The organism is Pacificibacter sp. AS14, assembly GCF_038899935.1.
In the GTDB taxonomy this organism is placed as follows: domain Bacteria; phylum Pseudomonadota; class Alphaproteobacteria; order Rhodobacterales; family Rhodobacteraceae; genus Celeribacter.
Map to the genome: position 1 here is coordinate 1 of NZ_JBBMQI010000021.1, position 21,184 is coordinate 21,184.

The 21,184-nt window shown below is 54.9% G+C and carries 19 protein-coding genes; 10 read left to right on the plus strand and 9 right to left on the minus strand.

Going from position 1 to position 21,184, the window contains the following annotated elements; all coding sequences use genetic code 11:
* The first annotated feature begins 102 nt into the window (after nt 1–102).
* Nucleotides 103–1,356 (plus strand): MFS transporter, encoded by a 1,254-nt coding sequence (locus WNY38_RS15790; RefSeq protein ID WP_342858322.1) that lies wholly within the window; start codon nt 103–105, stop codon nt 1,354–1,356.
* 185 nt (nt 1,357–1,541) lie between these two features.
* On the opposite strand, the gene WNY38_RS15795 is transcribed toward WNY38_RS15790, so the two are convergent.
* Complete coding sequence (locus tag WNY38_RS15795) at nt 1,542–2,852, minus strand: homoserine dehydrogenase (RefSeq protein ID WP_342858323.1); 1,311 nt, start codon at nt 2,850–2,852, stop codon at nt 1,542–1,544.
* 136 nt (nt 2,853–2,988) lie between these two features.
* Nucleotides 2,989–3,276 (minus strand): hypothetical protein, encoded by a 288-nt coding sequence (locus tag WNY38_RS15800; RefSeq protein WP_342858324.1) that lies wholly within the window; start codon nt 3,274–3,276, stop codon nt 2,989–2,991.
* Nucleotides 3,277–3,546: 270 nt separating this feature from the next.
* On the opposite strand from WNY38_RS15800, the gene WNY38_RS15805 reads away from it, so the two are divergent.
* The gene (locus WNY38_RS15805; protein ID WP_342858325.1) at nt 3,547–4,095 is read left to right on the plus strand and encodes a hypothetical protein; all 549 of its coding nucleotides are present in this window, start codon (nt 3,547–3,549) and stop codon (nt 4,093–4,095) included.
* A gap of 200 nt (nt 4,096–4,295) precedes the next feature.
* On the opposite strand, the gene WNY38_RS15810 is transcribed toward WNY38_RS15805, so the two are convergent.
* Genes WNY38_RS15810 through WNY38_RS15820 form a run of 3 tightly spaced genes read right to left on the minus strand, consistent with a single transcriptional unit; the run spans nt 4,296 to nt 7,063 of the window.
* Nucleotides 4,296–4,868, minus strand: coding sequence for a TadE/TadG family type IV pilus assembly protein (locus WNY38_RS15810; protein ID WP_342858326.1), 573 nt, complete (start codon nt 4,866–4,868; stop codon nt 4,296–4,298).
* A gap of 12 nt (nt 4,869–4,880) precedes the next feature.
* A complete protein-coding gene (locus WNY38_RS15815) occupies nt 4,881–5,429 on the minus strand; it encodes a TadE family protein (RefSeq protein WP_342858327.1) in 549 nt (182 codons plus the stop codon).
* Entirely contained in the window at nt 5,426–7,063 is a 1,638-nt protein-coding gene (locus WNY38_RS15820) for a pilus assembly protein TadG-related protein (protein ID WP_342858328.1), read from the minus strand. The genes WNY38_RS15815 and WNY38_RS15820 overlap by 4 nt, the downstream gene beginning before the upstream one ends.
* Before the next feature lie 591 nt (nt 7,064–7,654).
* On the opposite strand from WNY38_RS15820, the gene dnaG reads away from it, so the two are divergent.
* From dnaG to WNY38_RS15845, 5 genes are all read left to right on the plus strand, one after another.
* Nucleotides 7,655–9,877, plus strand: coding sequence for a DNA primase (gene dnaG, locus WNY38_RS15825; RefSeq protein ID WP_342858389.1), 2,223 nt, complete (start codon nt 7,655–7,657; stop codon nt 9,875–9,877).
* 184 nt (nt 9,878–10,061) lie between these two features.
* On the plus strand, nt 10,062–12,059 hold the full coding sequence (rpoD, locus tag WNY38_RS15830) for an RNA polymerase sigma factor RpoD (RefSeq protein WP_342858329.1): 1,998 nt from the start codon (nt 10,062–10,064) through the stop codon (nt 12,057–12,059).
* Entirely contained in the window at nt 12,060–12,860 is an 801-nt protein-coding gene (locus tag WNY38_RS15835; RefSeq protein WP_342858330.1) for a hypothetical protein, read from the plus strand. It abuts the gene before it with no gap.
* Between the two features lie 88 nt (nt 12,861–12,948).
* Nucleotides 12,949–13,221 (plus strand): HlyU family transcriptional regulator, encoded by a 273-nt coding sequence (locus tag WNY38_RS15840; protein WP_342858331.1) that lies wholly within the window; start codon nt 12,949–12,951, stop codon nt 13,219–13,221.
* Between the two features lie 36 nt (nt 13,222–13,257).
* Entirely contained in the window at nt 13,258–13,755 is a 498-nt protein-coding gene (locus WNY38_RS15845; RefSeq protein WP_342858332.1) for a hypothetical protein, read from the plus strand.
* Between the two features lie 22 nt (nt 13,756–13,777).
* Here WNY38_RS15845 and WNY38_RS15850 read toward each other — a convergent pair whose 3' ends face one another.
* Nucleotides 13,778–14,296 carry a hypothetical protein gene (locus WNY38_RS15850; RefSeq protein WP_342858333.1) on the minus strand — a complete coding sequence of 173 codons (519 nt, stop codon included), beginning with the start codon at nt 14,294–14,296 and terminating at the stop codon, nt 13,778–13,780.
* A gap of 114 nt (nt 14,297–14,410) precedes the next feature.
* On the opposite strand from WNY38_RS15850, the gene WNY38_RS15855 reads away from it, so the two are divergent.
* The 3 genes from WNY38_RS15855 to ribD all read left to right on the plus strand — a co-directional run bounded on the left by WNY38_RS15855 (nt 14,411) and on the right by ribD (nt 16,563).
* Complete coding sequence (locus WNY38_RS15855; protein WP_342858334.1) at nt 14,411–14,830, plus strand: secondary thiamine-phosphate synthase enzyme YjbQ; 420 nt, start codon at nt 14,411–14,413, stop codon at nt 14,828–14,830.
* Between the two features lie 146 nt (nt 14,831–14,976).
* A complete protein-coding gene (nrdR, locus tag WNY38_RS15860; protein ID WP_342858335.1) occupies nt 14,977–15,444 on the plus strand; it encodes a transcriptional regulator NrdR in 468 nt (155 codons plus the stop codon).
* A 6-nt stretch (nt 15,445–15,450) separates the two neighbouring features.
* Nucleotides 15,451–16,563: a bifunctional diaminohydroxyphosphoribosylaminopyrimidine deaminase/5-amino-6-(5-phosphoribosylamino)uracil reductase RibD gene (gene ribD / locus WNY38_RS15865; RefSeq protein WP_342858336.1), complete on the plus strand. Its 1,113-nt coding sequence runs from the start codon at nt 15,451–15,453 to the stop codon at nt 16,561–16,563.
* A gap of 1 nt (nt 16,564) precedes the next feature.
* Here ribD and WNY38_RS15870 read toward each other — a convergent pair whose 3' ends face one another.
* The 3 genes from WNY38_RS15870 to WNY38_RS15880 all read right to left on the minus strand — a co-directional run bounded on the left by WNY38_RS15870 (nt 16,565) and on the right by WNY38_RS15880 (nt 21,127).
* Nucleotides 16,565–18,553 (minus strand): capsular polysaccharide biosynthesis protein, encoded by a 1,989-nt coding sequence (locus tag WNY38_RS15870; protein ID WP_342858337.1) that lies wholly within the window; start codon nt 18,551–18,553, stop codon nt 16,565–16,567.
* A gap of 7 nt (nt 18,554–18,560) precedes the next feature.
* Entirely contained in the window at nt 18,561–19,691 is a 1,131-nt protein-coding gene (locus WNY38_RS15875) for a polysaccharide biosynthesis/export family protein (RefSeq protein WP_342858338.1), read from the minus strand.
* A 179-nt stretch (nt 19,692–19,870) separates the two neighbouring features.
* Nucleotides 19,871–21,127, minus strand: coding sequence for a capsule biosynthesis protein CapA (locus WNY38_RS15880; protein ID WP_342858339.1), 1,257 nt, complete (start codon nt 21,125–21,127; stop codon nt 19,871–19,873).
* Nucleotides 21,128–21,184: the final 57 nt, after the last annotated feature.

A 21,184-nucleotide genomic window follows, 5' to 3' on the forward strand; every position in this document is an offset into this window, starting at 1 on the left:
GTACGGTACTTCATTTAAAACACTCCATCTCTTCCTAAAGATTAAAGTGTTGCGCCGACCAGTTGAGGCCACCGCCCTTGGTGTTGTTTGCCGCACGAGGGGATGAAGGTCTGCTTTGAAACTATCATCGTCGAGAGGAATTCCCTCTGGCATTACACCAGTGTCACATCATTCTATTACGCAGATACGATGCGCCAACAAGTAACTGCCCTTTCAATTCTAGCCCTTACCCAAATTCTCGGTTGGGGAGTCGTGAGCGTCTTGCCAGTGATCGCGCAAGCGGTTGCAGAGGAGCTGGAAACCAGCCTGCCTACGGCTTTTCTTGGGAGCTCAGTCATGTTTGTTGCCATGGCCATTGTCGCACCCCTTGCGGGTCGGGGGTTTCGCAGGTTCGGTACGCAACGGGTAATGTCGATAGGGGCCGGTGTCGTGGGGCTAGGCCTCGGTGCCGTTGCGCTTTCGCCCGACCTGCCCTTCTACTGGGCTGCCTGGGCGCTCACCGGTCTGGGTGCCGCAATGTTTCTGACCACCTCTGCTTACGCCTATCTTGCCGAATATGCCGGGCACCGCGCCCGCGGCTTCATCGGGACGCTGATGCTGGCCACAGGGCTGGCCGGAAGTGTATTCCTGCCGCTGACCGCCTTTCTGGACCATCTGGTAGGCTGGCGCGATACCCTCGCCATCTATGCGGTGCTTATGATTTGTTTTGTGGGGCCGGGCATCTGGTTCGGCCTGCCAGCTACCGAGGGCGCACCAACTGCAACGGGTATTCAGGGAGAACGCCGTATGGGGCGCGTGTTTTTCTTCCTCGTAGCGGCAATCACATTGAACAGTTTTGTCACCTTCGGGGTCGAGGCGGTGGGCATCGAGCTCATGCGGGCCATGGGAATGACCATGGGCGGGGCGGTCGCAGTGGCTTCGCTCCTCGGAGCATTCAAGGTCGGGGGGCGATGCATCGACTTACTTGGTGGGAAAAAATGGGATGGTCTGTCCACAGCACTGGTTTGCGGCGCGATGATCCCGTTTGGACTGGGCGTTATTTGGATCGGCGGCGCAGGTATCGTGTCGGTGACGGGCTATCTTGTACTGTTCGGCATCGGCAGCGGTGCCTTTGCCGTTGCGCGCGCGACCATGCCCTTGGTTTTCTATGACACGTCGAACTACGCTGCAGCGATGGCCACCATCGCGCTTCCGATGAATTTGATTAACGCGCTCGCCGCCCCTGTCCTGGCAATGCTTCTAGGATACATCGGTCCCGAAGCGGTATTTGCTGTATTGGGTGTTCTGGGACTGACGGCGTTTTTGCTGCTGCTTCAACTAAACAGGATGAGACCCCGACGAGCTGTCATATCATAGGCGGTCCATTTCTTTGCGGACATTGGCGCAGCCGCAGCGAATTTACGCTTCGTCCGCAGAGCAGACCTTAGAGCAGACCTTGACGTCTGCCGTAACGGACCTTCGCTTTAAGCGGGCAAAGATACCCTTGATGCCAGATCAGGTCTTTGGCGCGCGTGTTCAAAGCGCGCGCCGAATAAGAAACCCTAGACCATCTCAATACGGATCGCGACGGGGTCTGAGACCAGAACACCTGTGGCTTGCATTGTCTCGATCGCAGCATCCAAACCGCTGCGCGGGGTTGGATCGGTGACGATCAAAACGGGGGCGACATCGGCGTTGTCGGTTTGGCCGTATTGACGCATTTGGTCGATAGACACGCCTGCATCGCCCAAGGCGCTGGTGATTTTTGCCATGGCACCCGGTTTGTCGACAAGTGCCAGCCGCAAGTAATAAGGCGCAGGGGTGGCGGCAACCGCTGGGGTGGCGTCAATCAGAGTGGCAGCAGGTTGACCGAATGTGGTGATCCGCGTGCCGCGCGCGATATCCAAGATGTCGGACATCACAGCGGAAGCCGTCGGCCCCATGCCAGCGCCAGCCCCGCGCAACACAATTTGACCCACTTCATCGCCTTCCAACACCACCATATTGGTGCCGCCATCGAGCTGCCCCAAAGGCGATGTATCAGGCACAAGACAGGGTGTCATGCGCTGTTCTAGGCCGCGGCCAGACATTTGCGTTACGCCTAAGAGTTTGATTTTATAACCCATATCGGCAGCATGGGCGATGTCTTCATTGGTGATGCGTTCGATGCCTTCCAATTCCACGGCGGCAAAATTGACTTTCGTGCCAAAGGCGACAGAGGCCAAAAGCGACAGTTTGTGGCCCGCATCAATGCCGCCTACGTCAAGCTGCGGATCGGCCTCGAGGTATCCCAGACGCGCACATTCATCGAACAGGGCGTTATAACCTTGGCCGGTGGCTTGCATACGGGTGAGGATGTAATTGCAGGTGCCGTTCATCACACCCATGATGCGGGTGATGCCATTGCCGGCCAGCCCTTCGGTGAGGGTTTTCATCACGGGGATGCCGCCAGCAACGGCCGCTTCAAAGCGCAAAACTGCGCCATTTTCTTCGGCTGTTTCAGCCAAAGCCTGACCGTGATGCGCCAAGAGTGCTTTGTTGGCGGTGACCACATCTTTGCCAAGGGCTAAAGCGGCTTCTGTTGCGGTTTTGGCGGGGCCAGAATCGCCGCCCATAAGCTCGACAAACACATCAACGTCATCGCGTTTGGCCAAGGCGACGGGATCGTCTTCCCAAGCGTAGCCAGACAGATCATAGCCGCGATCTTTGGATTTCGAGCGCGCTGAGACTGCGGAAATAACCACGTCGCGGCCTGTGCGTAGCGCCAAAAGATCGGCTTTTTCTTGCACGATTTTGACCACGCCCATGCCGACCGTGCCCAATCCTGCAATTCCGAGACGAAGGGGGGCTTTGGCGAGGTTTTCTGCGGGCATGATGCGCTCCAAACGATGAAATTTAACTTGCACGTCTGTTATCGACTTCTGCGGGCCTGTGCAACTGAATGCGAGGGAAGCCGCAGCGTCTGCGCGACCACAAATGAGGGCTTAAGGCTTGTATGGCGCGGGCAGGTTAGGGATGGCGCGCGACAGCGGCCAAAAGGCGCTTTCGTGAGGCACTGTCCAGAACCGGCGCTGACAGTCCACGAGCACGGGCGCGTAGGGCAGCGGCGCGCGCGGCCAAGATTGCGGTGGCTTGCGTGCCGGTGTTGGCCCCGGTCAGAGCTGGTGTAACCGATTGTGCCAATTGCGCGGTGGTGAACAGTGTGGGCCAAGGGCTTGTGCTGTCAGCTTTCGCGACACGCCCTTGTAAGTCTGGGGGCGATGTGCAGCCGATGAGAGCCGCGCAGACAACAGCCACGGCCAAGGCGCGCCTGACGGGGCATGCTGATGCAGACTGCAAGCTGATATATGAGCGGCACATAACAAGGACTTTCGAGGTGGACAAAATTATTGAGACCTTATCTTGCGCATGACAGGGGAGCAATGCGTCACGGCCGTAAAACCGGATGGAACTGGGGCTGAGCTTGGGCGCAAACTGGGCTTGGGCCGGTTTTCGCTTTTCGTTTGCGTCGCTGCACGCTAGGCAGTTGAAAGATTTTAACGCGGCACATCTTTTGAGGAGGGTCTCATGAGCGACCAAAATGAAGACGGCTACAAGGCGATGTCTGCAGAGCATCAACCCGAAGAGAAAGTATTCGCGTTGCCAGCGACGATGCCTCGGCGGGTGTTTGCAGTTGTGACATTGGGGGGCTTGGGCTTGATCCATTTTTGGATTTTGCTGACGACACCACCCGTGGCGTTGATCGGCAAGGTGTTTTTGCTCGCCATGGGGGCGGTGCTTTTATATGGCACCTACCGTCTTTGGGTATCCACCTCGCGCGATATTTTGATGACGGCCGAAGATGTCCGCGAAGAGGGCGGTCGAGTGCTGTGCCAGATCGACGACATTCATCACGTGCAGCGCGGCGCGTTCGCGTTTAAGCCGTCCAACGGATTTGTGATTGTGCTGAATGACAATATGCCGTCGCGCCGCGGCTGGGCACCTGGTCTGTGGTGGCGTCTTGGGCGTCGCATCGGCGTCGGTGGCGTCACGTCGCCTGGGGCTGGCAAAGCGATGGCGGATGTTTTGGCCGCGCGTGTTGTGCACAGACGCCTGGACGAGCAAGCCGAGACGTAAGCCTGTCGGCAACATCGCAGGCGAGTGTCGTTACACCCATCCACATGAACAATGGCCGCCTCGACTGAGACGGCCATTTTTTTTGAGCTTTCGACGGCGCGTCCGACTGTTCTGTCTGGGCTCATTTTTGCCAGAGCTCAGTTCTTTCAGAGCGCATTTCTTTCAGAGCACAGTGTCGCAAAACAACTGCCGCACCTGTGTTAGCTATCGTCGAACGTCACTTGCGTTGCATAGCGTGGCTTGGTGGCGACGAAATCAGAAAACGTCACACTGTCGAGCCCGACCTCAAAGATCGGCGCCCAGTCTGTGGTTGTTTCTACAATCAGCACAGTTTCACCACTGGTCAAAGACGGTATGCTGTCCTCGATGTCTGAGAGGGTTTCATCGGTGAGAGCGTCGCCGCTGTCGGCAGCATAGGACCACTCGAGTTCGTATGCACCATCCCCGTCGGTTTCTGACCATGTCACAGACGAGACGCGCAGGGTATAAGTCCCCGTGTTGGTTAAAAAACCGTAAATGCTGGCCAAACCTTCGATGAAATCAGAGTCGATGGAATCCGTTTGGCGCGACATATAGTCTGAGACCGTATAGGCGGCTTTGTTGGCCGTGCTTTTGACCTGAAACGCAGCGAAATAAGTGTAGGAAAAAAGCAACCCCAACAAGAGGAGGGGCAGCGTCAAAACAGCTTCGATGCTCATGGAACCTTGGGTATTGTTTTTATAGCGGCGGGCGAAACAGACGGCGCGCTGCGTGAGTGTGCGGAAATATGTCATGCTGCTACGCCCTTATGTGTTTGGTTCATTAACGAAAGCTGAGGTCGACACCATAGCGTAACCAGAACCTTCATAGGACTCGAGTTGTGCACCCAGCCAAGTTGTTGGAAAAATAGGGTCAACATTCACACAAACACGGACCAACATCAGCTCGTTTTCGCTGCCATCTGTAAATGTCGTGGAAACATCCACTTCGGCAGATCGGTCAATACACTCCGCATAGGTCGTGGGCGCATCAAAGTCGGATGCGTCAACAGGTTCAAGTGCGATCTTGATGTTGTCTGAACAGTTTCTGACATAGGTCGCATAGGTGCAAACGCTGCTTTTCATCGTGTCCAAGTCAACCTCGTCCATGATCCCCAAACGTACATCACGCACGGCTAAATCTAAACCGCGGTCCAACATTGTCGAGGACACAGTGTAATAGCCGATTTCGTATCCCCCCATCATGACAAAGATGAAAATCGGGAACAGGAGACAAAATTCGATGGTCGAGGTGGCCCCGCTATCGTCTTGCGCATGACGTCTTGTGAGCCGCTTTAGGCGCGAAAACATATTCATTCAACCAACCTCAATTCGGTGATTTTTGTCGCGATAGCTGCAAAGGCGTCCGTCACATCAAGACCGTCGACATCTATGTAATGCGATGAGGATGAGGCGCAGTCTTCCAGTATTTCTTCGGCATCGTCAGGGGCCTCAAAGCCGATCGTGAAAATGATAATACCTTCGGCTTTCGCGGCATCGCAGGCGTCTGACAAACGGTCGTCTTTGTCGTCGTCGTCGACATACGCGTATGTGTAGTCAATCCAGTCGTAGTAATCGTCTGAATCGCCAGATTCGTCGTAACGCATGTAGGCGTGGGACTTGATGGTGTAGCGATCCCAAACTTCAGACCAATCCAACAGGCGTACGTCATCCCATCCACCATAGGGGGCGTCGTAATACTCTTCGTCGTAGGGTGCGTAGTAACCGTCCACGTCTTCGCAGGTTGTTGTCGAGGTCGTTCTCCCCCGACGGCCAGAGGAGGTCGATGTTGTCGTTGTGCACTCTTCATAATCGGCAGCGAAAGATACGCGGTCTGTGTCTGCATCAATGTAAATGTCTGATTCACCAGAGCGGTACTCATCAGGGATATAGAACTGCGATGTATGCGTGCCGTCCGTCATCACCACCATCACTTTGAGCGCGGTGTCAGAATACTCAACGGGGCGACCTGCGTTTGACGCATCGATTTCGCCTTGGGCAATCAATTCCGTTGTCACGTCTTGAAAGGATGGGTCCAAAAAGGTCATGCCCCATTTAACGCCGACATCGATGGATGTGTTGCCGTCATCCGTGAGCCCTGCAATTTTGTCAGAGACCTCAGTATAAGTGGTCGAGAAGGGCAACACTTGGTTGTTTTCGTCGGGGTTGCACACCACCATCGACAACTCTGCATCCGCGTATACGTATGTGTCGTTGTAGTACCAAGGATCAAAATTGGCCGTCTGGACGTAGGACTCTGGGTCATCATCCGTGATCAAATCGACCGTGTTTGATGAAAAATCATCCTCAGTAAAGTTGAAACAGTAAGAGGAATCGTGGCTGTCTTCGAGCGAGAATTGCGATGCGATGATTGAACCAACATTGACCTGCGTCGCATAAGGGATAACCGATATGGTCGCTGAATCTTCTTCAGAGTTGTCGAATACAGTTTCTGCAAACTCTGCACCTGCGGTCGCCAAATTTGTCAATTTGTCATCATTGCCCATAGAGCCAGACACATCGAGCACCAGCGCAACCTCAAGCTCGGTCATGCCTTGCTCGGCGGTGCTGTAGGTGTTGAGCTCTAAGGTGTCCAAACCCGCGAAGTGCAAAAAATAGGTCGAAAAACTGGCATCAACGGTTACGGTCACGCTTGAGCCCGAGCCCGCGCTTTCGACGTCAACGGTTGACAGGTAGCTCGATAAGCCTGCCTTTTCAAAATAATCTTCGACAACGGCTGTGGCATCGTCTGTTGATGAACTGTTGGCTGCGGCCAAAACGGCGCGGTCGGCTGTGCCTTGCAACTCGGTGCGCAGCGTTTCGTGGCGCGCAATGTCCACACCGATGCCCGTCAGGACCATAATGATTACAAACGTAAAAAGCCCGAAGATGATGAGAGATCCATCTTCGTTCCGCGCATAAAGGCGCGCGATTGACTTGGTTCGGTTCACTCCAGCCTGACACCATTCACGTGTCTTGGCTGAACGCGCTTTATGAGCGGTGCCCCGAGTTCTCTGTGTCGTCCCAAACATTGTCGCACCAACTAATATTGTGTTGTGGTGCCCCCATTTCCCAAATGCCGATGCTTCACAGGCTTGCTTAAGGCCCACATCGACACGCCAATATCGCTTATGGCGTTAACAAAGTAAAACGAAACCCACTGACTCTGTGCTATTTTCGTGGATATTTATTCATTTTTAGAACTTATGTTCATTTTTGCTTTCCATTGAACATAAGGGTGCCACAAAGCGTTTGGGGCATCATATTAAAGCCATACTGTCGACACTTGGGCGCCGCGTTGTGGCGGTGCACCTTGCCAAATTACGAATCAACACACGAATCGTCGACGTCTTGCGGGCGCGCATTGGCGCCGACTGGCAAGGCCATGTTAACCAATTGGCCATACTTCATGACCACGTTTCAGCCTGTCATTTGAAAGACATGCTGCCGTCTTCAAACTGGGCAGCTGAGGGGCGCGGTTCTCAGCGCAAAGACGCAGAGCCGCGCTGGACTCTGGCGACGCGGGCGCAGATAATATGTCCATGTCATTGCCACCCGGATTCCTAGATGAACTGCGCGCCAGAAGTTCCCTGACCCAAGTGGTCGGACGCAAAGTCATGTGGGACGCGCGCAAATCCAACCAAGGCAAAGGTGACATGTGGGCGCCGTGCCCGTTTCACCAAGAAAAATCCGCCTCCTTTCACGTCGATGACAAACAAGGCTTTTACTATTGCTTTGGCTGCCACGCAAAAGGCGATGCGATTTCCTTTATCCGCGAAACCGAAAACGCCAGTTTTATGGAAGCGGTCGAAATTTTGGCGGGCGAAGTGGGCATGCCGATGCCTGCACGCGATCCTGTGGCGCAAGAAAAATCCGACAAACGCACTGAACTGGCCAAGGTCACTGAGGCCGCCGTGCGGTTCTTTCGCATGTCCTTGTCCCAAGCCAGCGGTGGGTCTGCGCGCGATTATCTGGACGGGCGCGGCATGTCAGAGGCCACGCGGGACCGGTTCGAGATCGGCTATGCGCCAAACGGCAATGCATTGCTGGCGCATCTCAAAGCCAATGGTGTCTCAGAAGAGATGGCCATCGAGGCGGGCGTCGCGGCCAAGCCTGACGATGGGCGCGGGGCGTACGATTTTTACCGCGACCGCATTATTTTCCCCATTCGTGACGCAAGAGGCCGCGCCATTTCATTCGGCGGGCGCTCGATGGATCCGAACGCGCGGGCGAAATATCTGAATGGTCCAGAGCGGCTGTTGTTCGACAAGGGGGCTGCGCTTTACAACCACGGCGGCGCGCGCACGGCCTGCGGCAAAGGCCAAACTTTGGTTGTGGCCGAAGGCTATATGGATGTCATTGCTCTGTCAGAAGCTGGGTTTGAGGCCACAGTGGCCCCACTGGGGACTGCCGTGACAGAGCGCCAATTGCAACTGATGTGGCGGATGCATCCTGAACCGGTGATCGCACTAGATGGCGACAAAGCAGGCTTGCGCGCTGCCATGCGGGTGATCGATCTGGCGATGCCTTTGCTCGAGGCCGGAAAATCCCTGCGCTTTGCCATTATGCCCGAAGGCAAAGACCCAGATGACCTGATCAAAGCCGAAGGTCGCGCAGGGATGCGCGCCGTGTTGATGGCCGCTGTGCCCATGGTCGCTTTGCTGTGGCAGCGCGAAACCGAGGGCAAAGTGTTCGACAGTCCTGAGCGCCGCGCGTCCTTGGACAAAGCGCTGCGCGATGCCATCACCCCGATCAAAGATCGCTCGATCAAACGCCATTACGGTGAAATTCTCAAAGACATGCGGTTCGAGCTGTTTCAATCCAAACGCACGCAAAGCGAGTTGGACCAAGGCAGCGATCCTTTTGCCATGGTGCCAGATTTCGCCGCGCCACCGCCCCCCAGCTATGACGCGGGATATGCGGGCATGGATCACGGCGGCTATGATGCGGGGTATGATGAACGCTACAATGATGCGCCTTCTGGGTCTGGCCAAAACAGTGGGTCTGGCCAAAACGGGGGCACTGGCGGCGCTGGGCGTGACGAAGCTGGACATGACAGGGCAGGCGGCAAGCGCAAAAACGATTTCGAGGCGCGCCCCAAACGCGAATGGGACCCCAAAACCAAGTCGTTCAAATTGCCTGCCGTGCCTGTGCTTTCGACCAAAACCTCGCTTATAGCTTCGTCTGATGACAGCTATGTGGATTTTCTGCGCGAGGCGGTGATCTTGGCCACGGCGCTGCGCAATCCATCCGTAATCCTTGAATTTGATGCACGGCTCGAGGCGCTGCATCCCGCCAACGCCGAGCACGCCAGCCTACTTCACGCGCTGCTGACCCATGCCGATGAGACCGATCCACAAGCCCTATGGGACAAGGTTCTGTCTGATTGTGGCAAACCAGCCCTTGATCGTTTGATGGCGCATCCCCATGTGCAAATCGCGTCCCAAGTGCAACGCCCAGATGTCGAGACGGCGCAGATGTGCCTGACCGAAGAATTGGCCAAGCTCAAGGCGCGCCGCGGCTATTCGACGGAACTGAGTGATGGCATCTTAGATATGGTGTCTGCGGATGATGAAAACGTCACATGGCGCTTGGCGCAAGCCGCAGAGGCGCGCAATCGTGCGACCAAAGCCGAGGCAGAGGACCGCGCTGAATACGATATCGGTGCCAATGGCGCTGAGATGAAACGCGACGAACGTCGCGCTTTGGATGATCTGATTGCGCGGATTTCAAAGGGAAAAGGCGCGCAAGGTGGGGCTAAGTAGCCTTTTGGTTGCGTTAAACTATATAAAACTCATCGCGCGGCACCCTCTGGTGCAGGGGCGGTTAAGGAAATATGGGTAAACGGGTGGCGAATCGTTGATTCGCGTGACATGATTCGTAAAGCCATTGATTCGCCTGTTTTAGATAGGTGGGTCGCAGGAAACGTTTTCGACTGAGGAGAGCCGGATGGCCGCTAAGGACAACGACGATCAAAAAACCGACGTCGCAGAAGCAGATGTTGGTCTCGATATGAGCCAAGCGGCGGTCAAAAAGATGATCGCGGAAGCCCGTGAGAAAGGCTACATCACTTACGATCAGCTTAATAAAGTTCTGCCACCTGAACAGGTCAGCTCCGAGCAAATCGAAGACGTGATGTCGATGCTGTCTGAAATGGGCATCAATATTATCGAAGACGAAGAAGAAGAAGAAGTCATCGCCGGTGGCGATCTGGTGAAAGCGGATACAAACCGCGATCTCACCTTGGCGAATTCTGAAACCGAAAAGCTTGATCGCACCGATGATCCTGTGCGGATGTACCTGCGCGAGATGGGCTCTGTTGAGCTGTTGTCGCGCGAAGGCGAAATCGCGATCGCCAAACGGATCGAAGCTGGTCGCAACACGATGATCGCCGGTCTGTGCGAAAGCCCTTTGACCTTCCAAGCGATCACGATCTGGCATGACGAGCTTTTGACCGAAGACATTTTACTGCGCGACGTGATCGACCTTGAGGCCACCTTTGGCACAGGCATCGATGGCGACGATGAAGAAAACGTTGTCGGCGGCGTTGTGACCCCTGGTGTTGCGGGCGCGGCTGCGGCCCCTGCAGCTGAAAAGGCTGCGTCCCCTGAGTTGGATGCCGATGGCAACCCGATTGTCTCTGACGATGATGATGACGATGAAGACGAACAAGCCAACATGTCTTTGGCCGCGATGGAAGCCGCTTTGAAACCACAGGTTTTGGAAGTGCTCTTGAACATCTCCAACGACTTTGCGCGTCTGTCTGAAATGCAAGATTTGCGCATGTCCGCGACCTTGAACGAAGACGGGTCTTTCTCGAAAGCCAACGAGGCCGAATACCAAGCGCTGCGCACGGAAATCGTGATTTTGGTGAACTCGCTTCACCTGCACAACAACCGTATCGAAGCCTTGATCGACCAGCTTTACGGCATCAACCGTCGTATCATGTCCATCGATTCCAACATGGTGAAACTCGCGGACCAAGCGCGGATCAACCGTCGTGAATTCGTCGACGCCTACCGTGGTGTTGAGCTTGATCCAAACTGGCTTGAGCGTATGGGCGAGAAAACCGGTCGCGGTTGGCAGATGCTGATCGAGCGTTTCACGCCAAAAATCGAAGAACTGCGCGGCGAAATGGCCATCGTTGGTCAATACGTTGGTGTTGATATCTCTGAATTCCGCCGCATCGTTCAACAGGTGCAAAAAGGCGAAAAAGAAGCGCGTCAGGCGAAAAAAGAAATGGTCGAGGCCAACTTGCGTCTCGTGATTTCCATCGCCAAGAAATACACCAACCGTGGTCTTCAATTCCTCGATCTCATTCAAGAGGGCAACATCGGCCTCATGAAAGCGGTTGATAAGTTTGAATACCGTCGTGGGTACAAATTCTCGACCTACGCGACGTGGTGGATCCGCCAAGCGATTACGCGCTCTATCGCTGACCAAGCGCGCACCATCCGTATTCCTGTGCACATGATCGAGACGATCAACAAACTTGTGCGCACAGGCCGTCAGATGTTGCACGAAATTGGCCGCGAACCGACACCCGAGGAATTGGCAGCCAAACTGCAAATGCCTTTGGAAAAAGTCCGCAAAGTGATGAAAATCGCCAAAGAGCCTATTTCTTTGGAAACGCCCATTGGCGACGAGGAAGATTCACAACTCGGCGATTTCATTGAGGACAAGAACGCGATCCTGCCTTTGGATTCCGCTATTCAGGAAAACCTCAAAGAAACCACCACACGGGTTCTGGCGTCCCTCACACCACGCGAAGAACGGGTCCTACGGATGCGTTTCGGCATCGGCATGAACACCGACCACACGCTGGAAGAAGTGGGCCAACAGTTCTCAGTGACCCGCGAACGTATTCGTCAGATTGAGGCGAAGGCTTTGCGGAAATTGAAGCACCCAAGTCGCAGCCGCAAGCTGCGGAGTTTCTTGGATCAGTAAATGGACCTAGGTTTGTTGATATCTGATAGCGTTTCTAAAACGCTAGAATTTTTCAATGGGCTCCTTACAGCTACATGGGCTGAGCCAGCGATGGCAGTTGTAACTGCCATCGCTACCATCGTTTTGGCAGTGCTTACTTGGGTTTTGGCGCGAGCTACAAACGCTATGGCAAAGGCCTCATCGCAAGCTCAAGTCGTTGCTTCGTTAGAGATAAATCAGTGGTCCCTGCGGCATATGGACTTGGTTGTGTGCAATGCGGGCAATGCGCCTGCGTTTGATATTCAAGTTTCGTTTGATCCTGCAATTCCGGATAATCAACTTAAAGCAGCTGAGGATACGCCATTTAGCAATATTAGTATTCTCCGACCGGGCCAGACGCTCACAAGTTCCGCCAGCGACTTCGACGCGGTCAAAGACTTTAAAACAACCATCACTACAAGCTGGAAACGGCATCCTTTATCCAAGCGGCGTGAAAATTTAATTTATTCTTTTGATTTGACGGGTCTTAAAAATATGTCGAGCCTGGGAAGTCGTTCGCCTGAGTTGCAAATGGCAGAACAAATGAAAAAGTTGCGCGACGATTGGAAGAACATTGCCAGTGGTTATTCTAGCATCAAGTCAGAAATTTCTACACAAGCGGATCGTGATAAGAAACAGAAGTTGCAAGCAAAGCACTTTGCGGAAATGCAATCTAAACGTAAAGGCGGCGAAACGATTAGTGTCTGGGAATCTAAATTGAGGCTTAGGAGCGCGGTCAGTTTTTGGGGGCGTCAAAAAGAGCGGCTTTTTCCTAAGCGTTAATCTGACTAGATGTGGTTATAGCTATCTTGCCCTTCGCCACCACACACGCCACACTCCCCTAAATCAAAACGACATGAGGCATAGCAACATGGGACTTCTCTCAAAACTCTTTGGCGGCAAGCCTAAGGTCAAAGATATTGAACCAGAGCTCTACAAAGACTTCCTGATTTTCCCCGATCCTATCCCTGCCAAAGGCGGGTTTCGCATTGCGGCAAGGATCGAAAAAGACATCAACGGCGAGGTCAAAGTACACAATCTGATGCGCGTTGATACGCTTGCGTCCGAGGACGAAGCGGTTCAAGCCAGCATCAACAAATCCAAAGTCTTTATCGACCAAATGGGCGATCGGGTCTTTGATTGACACACACACCTGTGTGTCGTGCGTAAGGTTCCCATCATGAAACGAGCGTTCAAAACTGTCGCCATGTTCACCGCGATGATGGCCTTTGCAGCACCCGCGTTGGCCGTCTGCGCAGGCAATCAGATCGAGCTATTTTCTTGTTCTTTAGGCAGCAAACGGGTCGAGCTGTGCATGACCACGGACGACCAAAGCGTGACCTATCGGTTTGGTCCCAGTGCGGCCCCCGAACTTGAGCTGACCCGCGGGTTTGACGCGATAACCATGCAGCCGTGGAACGGGATCGGGCGCACGATTTGGGACAGGATCACCCTGCCCAGCGGCCAGTTTTCCTACGTGCTTTATGCCGCCTATGACAAAATAGATCAGACGCAAAGCAGCGGGTTAGAGGTCTTGCGCGGCGAACAAGAATTGGCTTCGCTCACCTGTACAGGTGACAGCTTTTCTGATTTGGACACGCTCAGGTTCGCGATGGAAGAGGCAGGCTATTGCCGCAAAGACACGGCTGATGTTTTGTCGGCTGGGACCTGCGAATAGCGCGTTTGAACGCTAAGCGGAATTACGGGCACTTATGACTTCCAACACCATATTGGCGCGCCAAATCACGGGCCATTTGCACGGGGGGCTGACCAAGCCAGCGTGCGTTCGGGAATTGCGCCTGAAACCTTGCCGCACGGGCTGCAAAATCATCGGCCCAAGGACTGTTATGCCCGCCGCACGCCCCACCGTAATGGGCCGCGTGGCTGATTTCATGCAAGATGATAAACGGCGTGCGGCCTGCGTCGGTTTCTGTATCCAAATAGACCACACCATTGCGCTTGGTCAGACCATACAAGCGCGCTTTGCCAGCTGTACGCCCAACATTATAGATCTTGGGCAGGGGTCTAAAACTGCGCACGCCTGCCTGTGCGCCTTCTTTGGCCAACAGGGCAATGAAGCGTGGTTTTACCCCAAGGATTTGCAAGTCGTGCGCGAGCGCTTCCATCGTTGTCGTTGGGGGGGAGGCCTGATCATCCGTGGACACACAGCCGTTTAGAAACGTGACGGAAAGGACGAAAAAGACGAAAACGCGTATCATAAAATCACTTTCAAACAAGATGGTTCTGAACGCGGCTCGACGGGCCTTTGATATGGGCCACAAACACTTAAGGTTAACACATATGATTGTCGCAACACTAAGGGAGCACAGCGTTTGAGTCACCATTACTTTGAAATTTCCACGCGGGGGGCGGGCCTTTATGAATTCACGGATCACGTCAGCACTTGGGTGGCGGGCGAGGGGCCAATGGAGGCGGTGTTGACGCTGATGGTGCAGCACACCTCTGCCAGCCTGCTGATCCAAGAAAATGCCGACCCCGAAGTACAGGACGATTTGCAGGCCTATTTTCACCGCTTGGTGCCGCCGACGACTGACCCGAGCATGGGGTACTTGACCCATACTTATGAGGGGCCGGACGATATGCCCGCACATATCAAATGCGCTGTGTTGCCGACAACTTTAAGTATTCCCGTAATTTCTGGTCGAATGACACTGGGAACTTGGCAAGGATTGTACCTTTTCGAACATCGCATCCGTCCGCATCTGCGACGGGTCGTTGCGATGCTGCGCTGAGTCTCTTTGGCAACGCATCGCTGGGCTACATCTTGTGGCTGATTTTCTATCTACCCAATGTGTGGCGGCTGACCTATAGTACCTGTGGATAAGTGGGGCAAAGATCCTACGAGATCGAGGCAGTAAACTTAGAAAAGGGGACGCCCATGCGCTGTCCGTTTTGCGGTAACGTAGATACACAAGTTAAAGATAGCCGTCCGGCCGAGGACCACGTCGCGATCCGTCGCAGACGATTTTGTTCCGCCTGCGGAGGGCGCTTTACAACCTATGAACGTGTGCAATTGCGTGACTTGGTGGTGGTGAAAACCAATGGTCGCCGCGAAGAATTTGATCGCGGTAAGCTTGAGCGCTCTATTCGTATCGCAACGCAAAAACGGCCCATCGAGCCTGAACGCTTGGATCAGATGATTTCAGGTATCGTGCGGCGTTTGGAAAGCATGGGCGAAACAGACATTCCATCGAAAAATATCGGTGCGATTGTTATGGAAAGCCTCGCGCGGATCGACACGGTGGCCTATGTGCGCTTTGCATCCGTGTATAAAAACTTCCAAGCGGCTGACGATTTCGACAAGTTTGTCAGCGAGTTACGCCCACCCACCGAAGGCGAAGAGTAAGTCACCATGTCGAATCTTTTTGAGGACGTGGGCCACATGCGCCATGCGCTGTCCTTGGGCGCGCGTGGTCTTGGTCGCACTTGGCCAAATCCGTCAGTGGGCTGTGTGATTGTCAAATCTGGTCGGGTCTCGGATCGTGTGATTGGCCGCGGCTGGACACAAGATGGCGGGCGCCCGCATGCGGAAACCATGGCTTTGGCACAGGCAGGTTCTGCGGCACGCGGCGCCACGGCCTATGTCACGTTAGAGCCCTGTTCGCATACTGGAAAAACCCCACCCTGCGCCCAAGGCTTGATCGACGCAGGTCTGGCCCGCGTTGTGGTGGCGCTTGGCGATCCTGATCCGCGTGTCAACGGGCGTGGTTTGGATATGCTGCGCGCCGCTGGCATCGCGGTTGATTTTGGCGTGCTGCAAGCCGAGGCACAGGCCGCGCAAATCGGATTTTTAACGCGTATAACTGAAGGGCGCCCGATGGTGACCTTGAAACTGGCCACCTCATGGGATGGTCGAATTGCGACATCCACAGGTGAAAGTCAGTGGATCACGGGGCCGCAAGCCCGCAGACGTGTGCACGCGATGCGTGCCAATCATGACGCCGTGATGGTAGGAGCAGGCACAGCGCGTGCTGATGACCCTAGCTTGACTGTGCGGGATCTGGGCGTTGATCGCCAGCCCGTGCGCGTGGTGATGTCGCGCGCGCTCGATTTGCCTTTGACGGGGCATTTGGCGCGTACGGCGGGTGAGGTGCCTGTGTGGCTACTCCATGGCCCGCGCGCTGACATTGATTTGAAACGCACTTGGCAAGATTTGGGCGCACGCTTGTTTGAAGTGCCTTTGATTGCAGGGCAGCTTGACCCGAAAGCGGCGCTGATGACGCTTGGCGACGCAGGCCTGACCCGTGTATTCTGCGAAGGTGGCGGGGCAATGGCTGCGTCGCTTTTGCAAGCCGATTTGGCGGATCAAGTGGCGCTGTTTACGGCCGGGCTTGGCATTGGCGCGGACGGCACACCAAGCCTTGGTGGCTTTGGGTTGACCCGTCTGGCACAGGCAAAGCGCTATCACGTCACCCATTCAGAAATCTTAGGCCCTGACGCTTTAACGCATTGGCGTCGTTCGTAAACTAGCGATCTAACCCCAGATGTTTTGCACGCAATTGACGCAATTTTGCCAAGGCAGATTGCGCTAATTTGCTGCGCCCGCTTGGAGCTTTCAGCAAGACATCTATGGCCTGTTCGGGCGCGATGGCCGCGCCGGTGTCGGGATCAAAATAGCGCGGGTAATCGATCAAAGTGGCATGGGCTAGGCCCAATAGGCTTGGTTGTGCGCCGCGCCTTGCCGGCGTGTTGCCAAGGTCGGTGGTCAGGCCCCAACCTGCGTAAAACGGCGCGCCAGTACAGGTGACGGGCTTGCCGCGTATCAAGGACTCGAAGCCAATCAAAGAGGTCATGGTCCAGACAGCATCACAGGCATCAATCAGCGCAATTGGGTCGGCTTCATGAGCGATCACATCGGCAATGTCAGCTGCATTTTCCACCTTGCCACGCCGCAGGCCTGCTTCGACATCGGGGTGAGGTTTAAACACGATCATCGCCTCAGGGTGGGCCGCGCGCGCGGCCAATAAAAGCGCGTGATTGGTGGTGATCTCGCCTGCGCCAAGTTTGATCGAAGCATCGTCTTCGACCTGACCCGCGACCAAAATCTTATAGCCTTCTGGCAGGGGCGGGCAGCCTTGGCCGACGTTGTATTTGCTGAGCTTTGCTGCATTGAGACGGGCGATAAGCAGTTCAATTCGAACGCGCGCGTGGTCTGGCAACTGGGCGCGTTTCGTAATGAACGCCTCTAGTTTCGAGGGGCGCGTTGGATCGAAATATAGGCCTGTGTCATCGGCGATCAAAGACAGCGGGCGTACCAGTGCTGCGCCTAAGCCGCGCGATCTAAGGAACCCGTCCTCAACACGCAAGGGCGCGTCACTGGCTGTCGCGCCCCAAGCCATATGAATGCGATCAAGGTCGGTTTCACGCGCGATCTCAGCGGTCTTATCGCTAAAGGTGATCGCGTTATGACCGAAATACCGCCGCATATGAGGACGTTTCCAGCGCAGAATATTAGAGGCGATATAGCCGTTCTGGTCTTCCAAGGCAGCGCGATTGCGGGCTTCAAGAATGGCCAACGCTTGCTCGATCTCGCAGAGCGTTTTGGCCTTGGGATCATACCATTGACAGTAATGAAATAGGGCACCGGCGACGAGTTGGCTGCGGGTCAGTTGGCGTGTGCGGCGATAGATCGGGGTCTGATCTTGGGTGAGGCCCCAGCCCGCGTACCAAGGCTGGCCAAAGACAAAGGGTTTGTGCCCCGCAAGGATCGCATCAAAGCCGAGCGGAGAGGATAAGGTGTACACGGCTGTGGCCAGCTCGAACAGATCCCATGGATTGGCAGGATCGGTGAAAATGGTGATATTTGGCGAAGCATCGGCACCGTCAAAATGCCCCTCGACAGATCCTGCGCCATCGCGATTGGGCGAATAGACCAAGATGTTGGCATGAGGATGCGCCTCATGCGCCAGCACCAACATTTCGCGCAGGTCATTGGTGGCTTTAGGCTCAGTAGGCAAAGTTGGGTCGCTTTGGGGCTGATCTAAAACGAGAACATATGGAACATTTGGCAGCTTAGCTTGGCTGCATAGCACTGGATATTCACACAATTTCGATATCGGCAGGCGTTCTGCCACATGGCGCGCGCGGGCCAAGATGGCGGCATCGTCCAAAGGCAGTTTGGCCAAAATCATCTCAAGATCAGACGGCTGGCGCGCATCATGAACAGGGCCGCGGGTGTCAATAGCAATGCCCACAGGGGCAGGGCGCGCCTCTTGTGGGCAGGGCTGGTCTGGAATGAATGCCGCCCCAATCCAAGCCGCTCGGGCGTCTTGCGCGGGGGCTGTTGCTATAAGTGCGAGCGCATCATCGGGCTGGGGCGACTTGCGATGGGGTGTCCAGCCAGCCGCAGAGAGAACCTGTTTGATTTTAGGTATGCGTGCTATCGCAGGGTCGGACAGTAAAATCCGCCCGGGCACTTGGGCTCGGACGGATTGATCAGGCGCTTCGTGGAGCATGTTTTGACTAATCTACCGCGCTTGCAATGTCGTCCGCTACGCTAACTGAACCTGTGATCGCTGAGAGCGTTTTGGTCCATTGGGCGTAGGGCGCTTCGGTCACGTAGACGGTGTCGCCATCGCGGATCACGAAATCACGCGCAAGGAACAAGCCGTTGGGTTCTGTCAGGTTGAGCACGTAAATAAGGCGCTGCGTGCCTTCCAAGTCATCGCGTCCCAAAACTTGGCCTGCGATCTGGTCAGTCTCGTTGCGCAATACAAACACACCGGTTGGATCAGCGCTGTTGGTCTGTAAACCGCCGACTTGAGCGATGGCTTCCAAAGCGGATAATGTTCGGGTCTCGAAGGCAACACGGCTTTGTGTGCCTGTTGATCCAAGTGCGGTGAAGGATCGTTGATCAGCTTCGACCAAAATCCGGTCGCCATTGCGCAGCGCGATATCGTAACGCGAGTCATCAAACAGATCGTCGAACCAGACCGAACCGGTTTCGCCACCACGGATCACTTTGATCTGGGCCAAAGACGGCTCAACAGATACGCCGCCAGCGCCGGCCAGCATTGCTGTTAGAGTGCGGGTTGGGCGTTCAATCGGGTAGACGCCTTGGCCGTTGATTTTGCCGGTGATTGATACCGTCGCGCCGTCGCCTGCGGCACGTGTGACCATCACTTGTGGATCAGGTGTTTGCGTGTCGAGTTTTTCGGTGATGATGCGGCGGATGGCTTCAGGACTGTTGCCCGCAGCTTTCACGCGGCCAGCATAAGGCACAAAGATAAAGCCGGATCCGTCCACTTGAACTTCGCTCAGAACCGTTGCGTTCGCACCTTGGCCAGCCAAAAGTCCATCGTCAACGTTTTCCCAAATGGTAAGAGACAAGACATCGCCAGCTTGGATGGTGTCAGATCCCAATGTGCCAGCGTTTGTGAAGCTGCTGGAGAACCCAAGTGAGGGTGTGACGCCAGCGGCTAAGTTGACGCGGTCCGTCACTGTTACCACGAAAGAATCACCGTCTTGCAGAACTGAGCCTGCGAAAATTTCTTTCTTAGTGGGGCCGGATCTGGGGAGTCCACACGCCGAAAGGCTTGCCACGATACAAAATACCGCTGTGGCACGCAAAGTGCGCGATCTAATAAATGTCACTGCTCGGTCTCCTCTGAGCCGTTAAGTCCGCTCGTATTTTGCAGACCACCGTAATGAAGTTCATCGCAAAAATCTAGCCAGACGTCATCTGTTGCGCACAGAGCTCAGAATGTGTTGCAGGGGCGCAGCTTGTGCGCAGGGAATGTGGATTTCATTTTGGCTCGCTCCAGATATAGTGTCTATTTTCCGGCTTGTAGCGGTAATCTTGGTGGAGCTTTGCCGGTTATAAGCGCCTCGTAAGGGGCTTCTGGTGCCAACATCATGTCAACAACAAGCCTTAGCAGCTGGCGGCGCCCCGCAGCCGAATAGTATCCGCCGGGCACTTGGCTGGTTTCCAAAAGGAACTGACGATATATGCCATAGGCGCGTTTGTCAGGCCGTACGGCCTGTTTGAAAAATTCAGGAAGAGGTTGGCGCGAGACGAATTCTGGTTTGTCATACACCGCAGCCCCGAACACTTTAACAGGCAAGCCGCGCCACAGCACCTGTTGGCCAGCGGTGGAGTTGACCGTCACGGCAGAACGCGCGAAATTAAGCAGCTGAGATAGTTTTCCGCCGCGCACATAGTGCACACGTTTTTGCACGCCGTGATTCTTCGCGATGCGGCGCACTTCGGATTTCATGTTACGTCGATCTGTTTCTAAAGGGTGCCCTTTGAATACGAGATGGTGGTGGCGGGGGGCCCCCGCGGCGAAACCTTCGATCACAACCGTGACGAATTCTGGCATGGTCTCATAAGGGGAATGCACTTGAAAACTGGTATCATGTTCCAGTTGCAGCAAGCAGATATGATAAGGGTAGCCACCATTTTTGACCCGACGCGTGGACCAGGCGCGGCGCAAGTAATGGCTTGGCATCATGACCAAGCGTTTGAAATACAAATAGAATTCTTGAAACACAGACATTTCGCGGTGGCGTTTGAAGTGTTTGAACGCCCCGTTTCGGAACATCACAAACCAATGGTACAAAGCGCCATAAAAGATGTGATGTTTCATGTCGCCCCAATGGGCGGGGGCTTCGATATTGTCGCGCTCGGCGTTGGCCAAGGCTGTGCGCATGTCGTCCACAGAGAGCGACATCAATTCGGAATTGCCGTTGGACCCGCCGCGTTCATAAGTGCACCAAAAGGGGCGCAAGTAGCCTTCTTCAAAAACATGAATGGTCAGGCCAAGCGCTTTGGCGCGTTCCACAGCTAGGGCGTGCATCGGGCGGGTGTCACCATACAGAACGATATCTGTGACGGATTTGTCTTTGACCAAGGCCTCGAAATCGTCGGGCCAGTCCTCGGGTTTGCCCACAAAAGGAATGAAGCTCTTGGTGGAGAGCCAGAACGCGCGATCGCCCGCGTTAAACCCTACACGCCATGTTTCAGCTCCCGCTGCACGCAGCATTTTACCAAGCTTCCAAAAGAACGGACCATGCGGTCCTTGGAGCATCAGAAAGACGCGCTGATCTGAGGAGTGGTCTGAGCTGTGTTCTGTCATAAGCCTGTG

What these genes read in the sequence shown, in the direction of transcription:
- WNY38_RS15790 (WP_342858322.1), top strand. Translation starts at nt 103, where the DNA reads ATGAAGGTCTGCTTTGAAACTATCATCGTCGAGAGGAATTCCCTCTGG.
- WNY38_RS15795 (WP_342858323.1), bottom strand. Translation starts at nt 2,852, where the DNA reads ATGCCCGCAGAAAACCTCGCCAAAGCCCCCCTTCGTCTCGGAATTGCA.
- WNY38_RS15805 (WP_342858325.1), top strand. Translation starts at nt 3,547, where the DNA reads ATGAGCGACCAAAATGAAGACGGCTACAAGGCGATGTCTGCAGAGCAT.
- WNY38_RS15810 (WP_342858326.1), bottom strand. Translation starts at nt 4,868, where the DNA reads ATGACATATTTCCGCACACTCACGCAGCGCGCCGTCTGTTTCGCCCGC.
- WNY38_RS15815 (WP_342858327.1), bottom strand. Translation starts at nt 5,429, where the DNA reads ATGAATATGTTTTCGCGCCTAAAGCGGCTCACAAGACGTCATGCGCAA.
- dnaG (WP_342858389.1), top strand. Translation starts at nt 7,655, where the DNA reads ATGTCATTGCCACCCGGATTCCTAGATGAACTGCGCGCCAGAAGTTCC.
- rpoD (WP_342858329.1), top strand. Translation starts at nt 10,062, where the DNA reads ATGGCCGCTAAGGACAACGACGATCAAAAAACCGACGTCGCAGAAGCA.
- WNY38_RS15835 (WP_342858330.1), top strand. Translation starts at nt 12,060, where the DNA reads ATGGACCTAGGTTTGTTGATATCTGATAGCGTTTCTAAAACGCTAGAA.
- WNY38_RS15840 (WP_342858331.1), top strand. Translation starts at nt 12,949, where the DNA reads ATGGGACTTCTCTCAAAACTCTTTGGCGGCAAGCCTAAGGTCAAAGAT.
- WNY38_RS15845 (WP_342858332.1), top strand. Translation starts at nt 13,258, where the DNA reads ATGAAACGAGCGTTCAAAACTGTCGCCATGTTCACCGCGATGATGGCC.
- WNY38_RS15850 (WP_342858333.1), bottom strand. Translation starts at nt 14,296, where the DNA reads ATGATACGCGTTTTCGTCTTTTTCGTCCTTTCCGTCACGTTTCTAAAC.
- nrdR (WP_342858335.1), top strand. Translation starts at nt 14,977, where the DNA reads ATGCGCTGTCCGTTTTGCGGTAACGTAGATACACAAGTTAAAGATAGC.
- ribD (WP_342858336.1), top strand. Translation starts at nt 15,451, where the DNA reads ATGTCGAATCTTTTTGAGGACGTGGGCCACATGCGCCATGCGCTGTCC.
- WNY38_RS15870 (WP_342858337.1), bottom strand. Translation starts at nt 18,553, where the DNA reads ATGCTCCACGAAGCGCCTGATCAATCCGTCCGAGCCCAAGTGCCCGGG.
- WNY38_RS15880 (WP_342858339.1), bottom strand. Translation starts at nt 21,127, where the DNA reads ATGCTCCAAGGACCGCATGGTCCGTTCTTTTGGAAGCTTGGTAAAATG.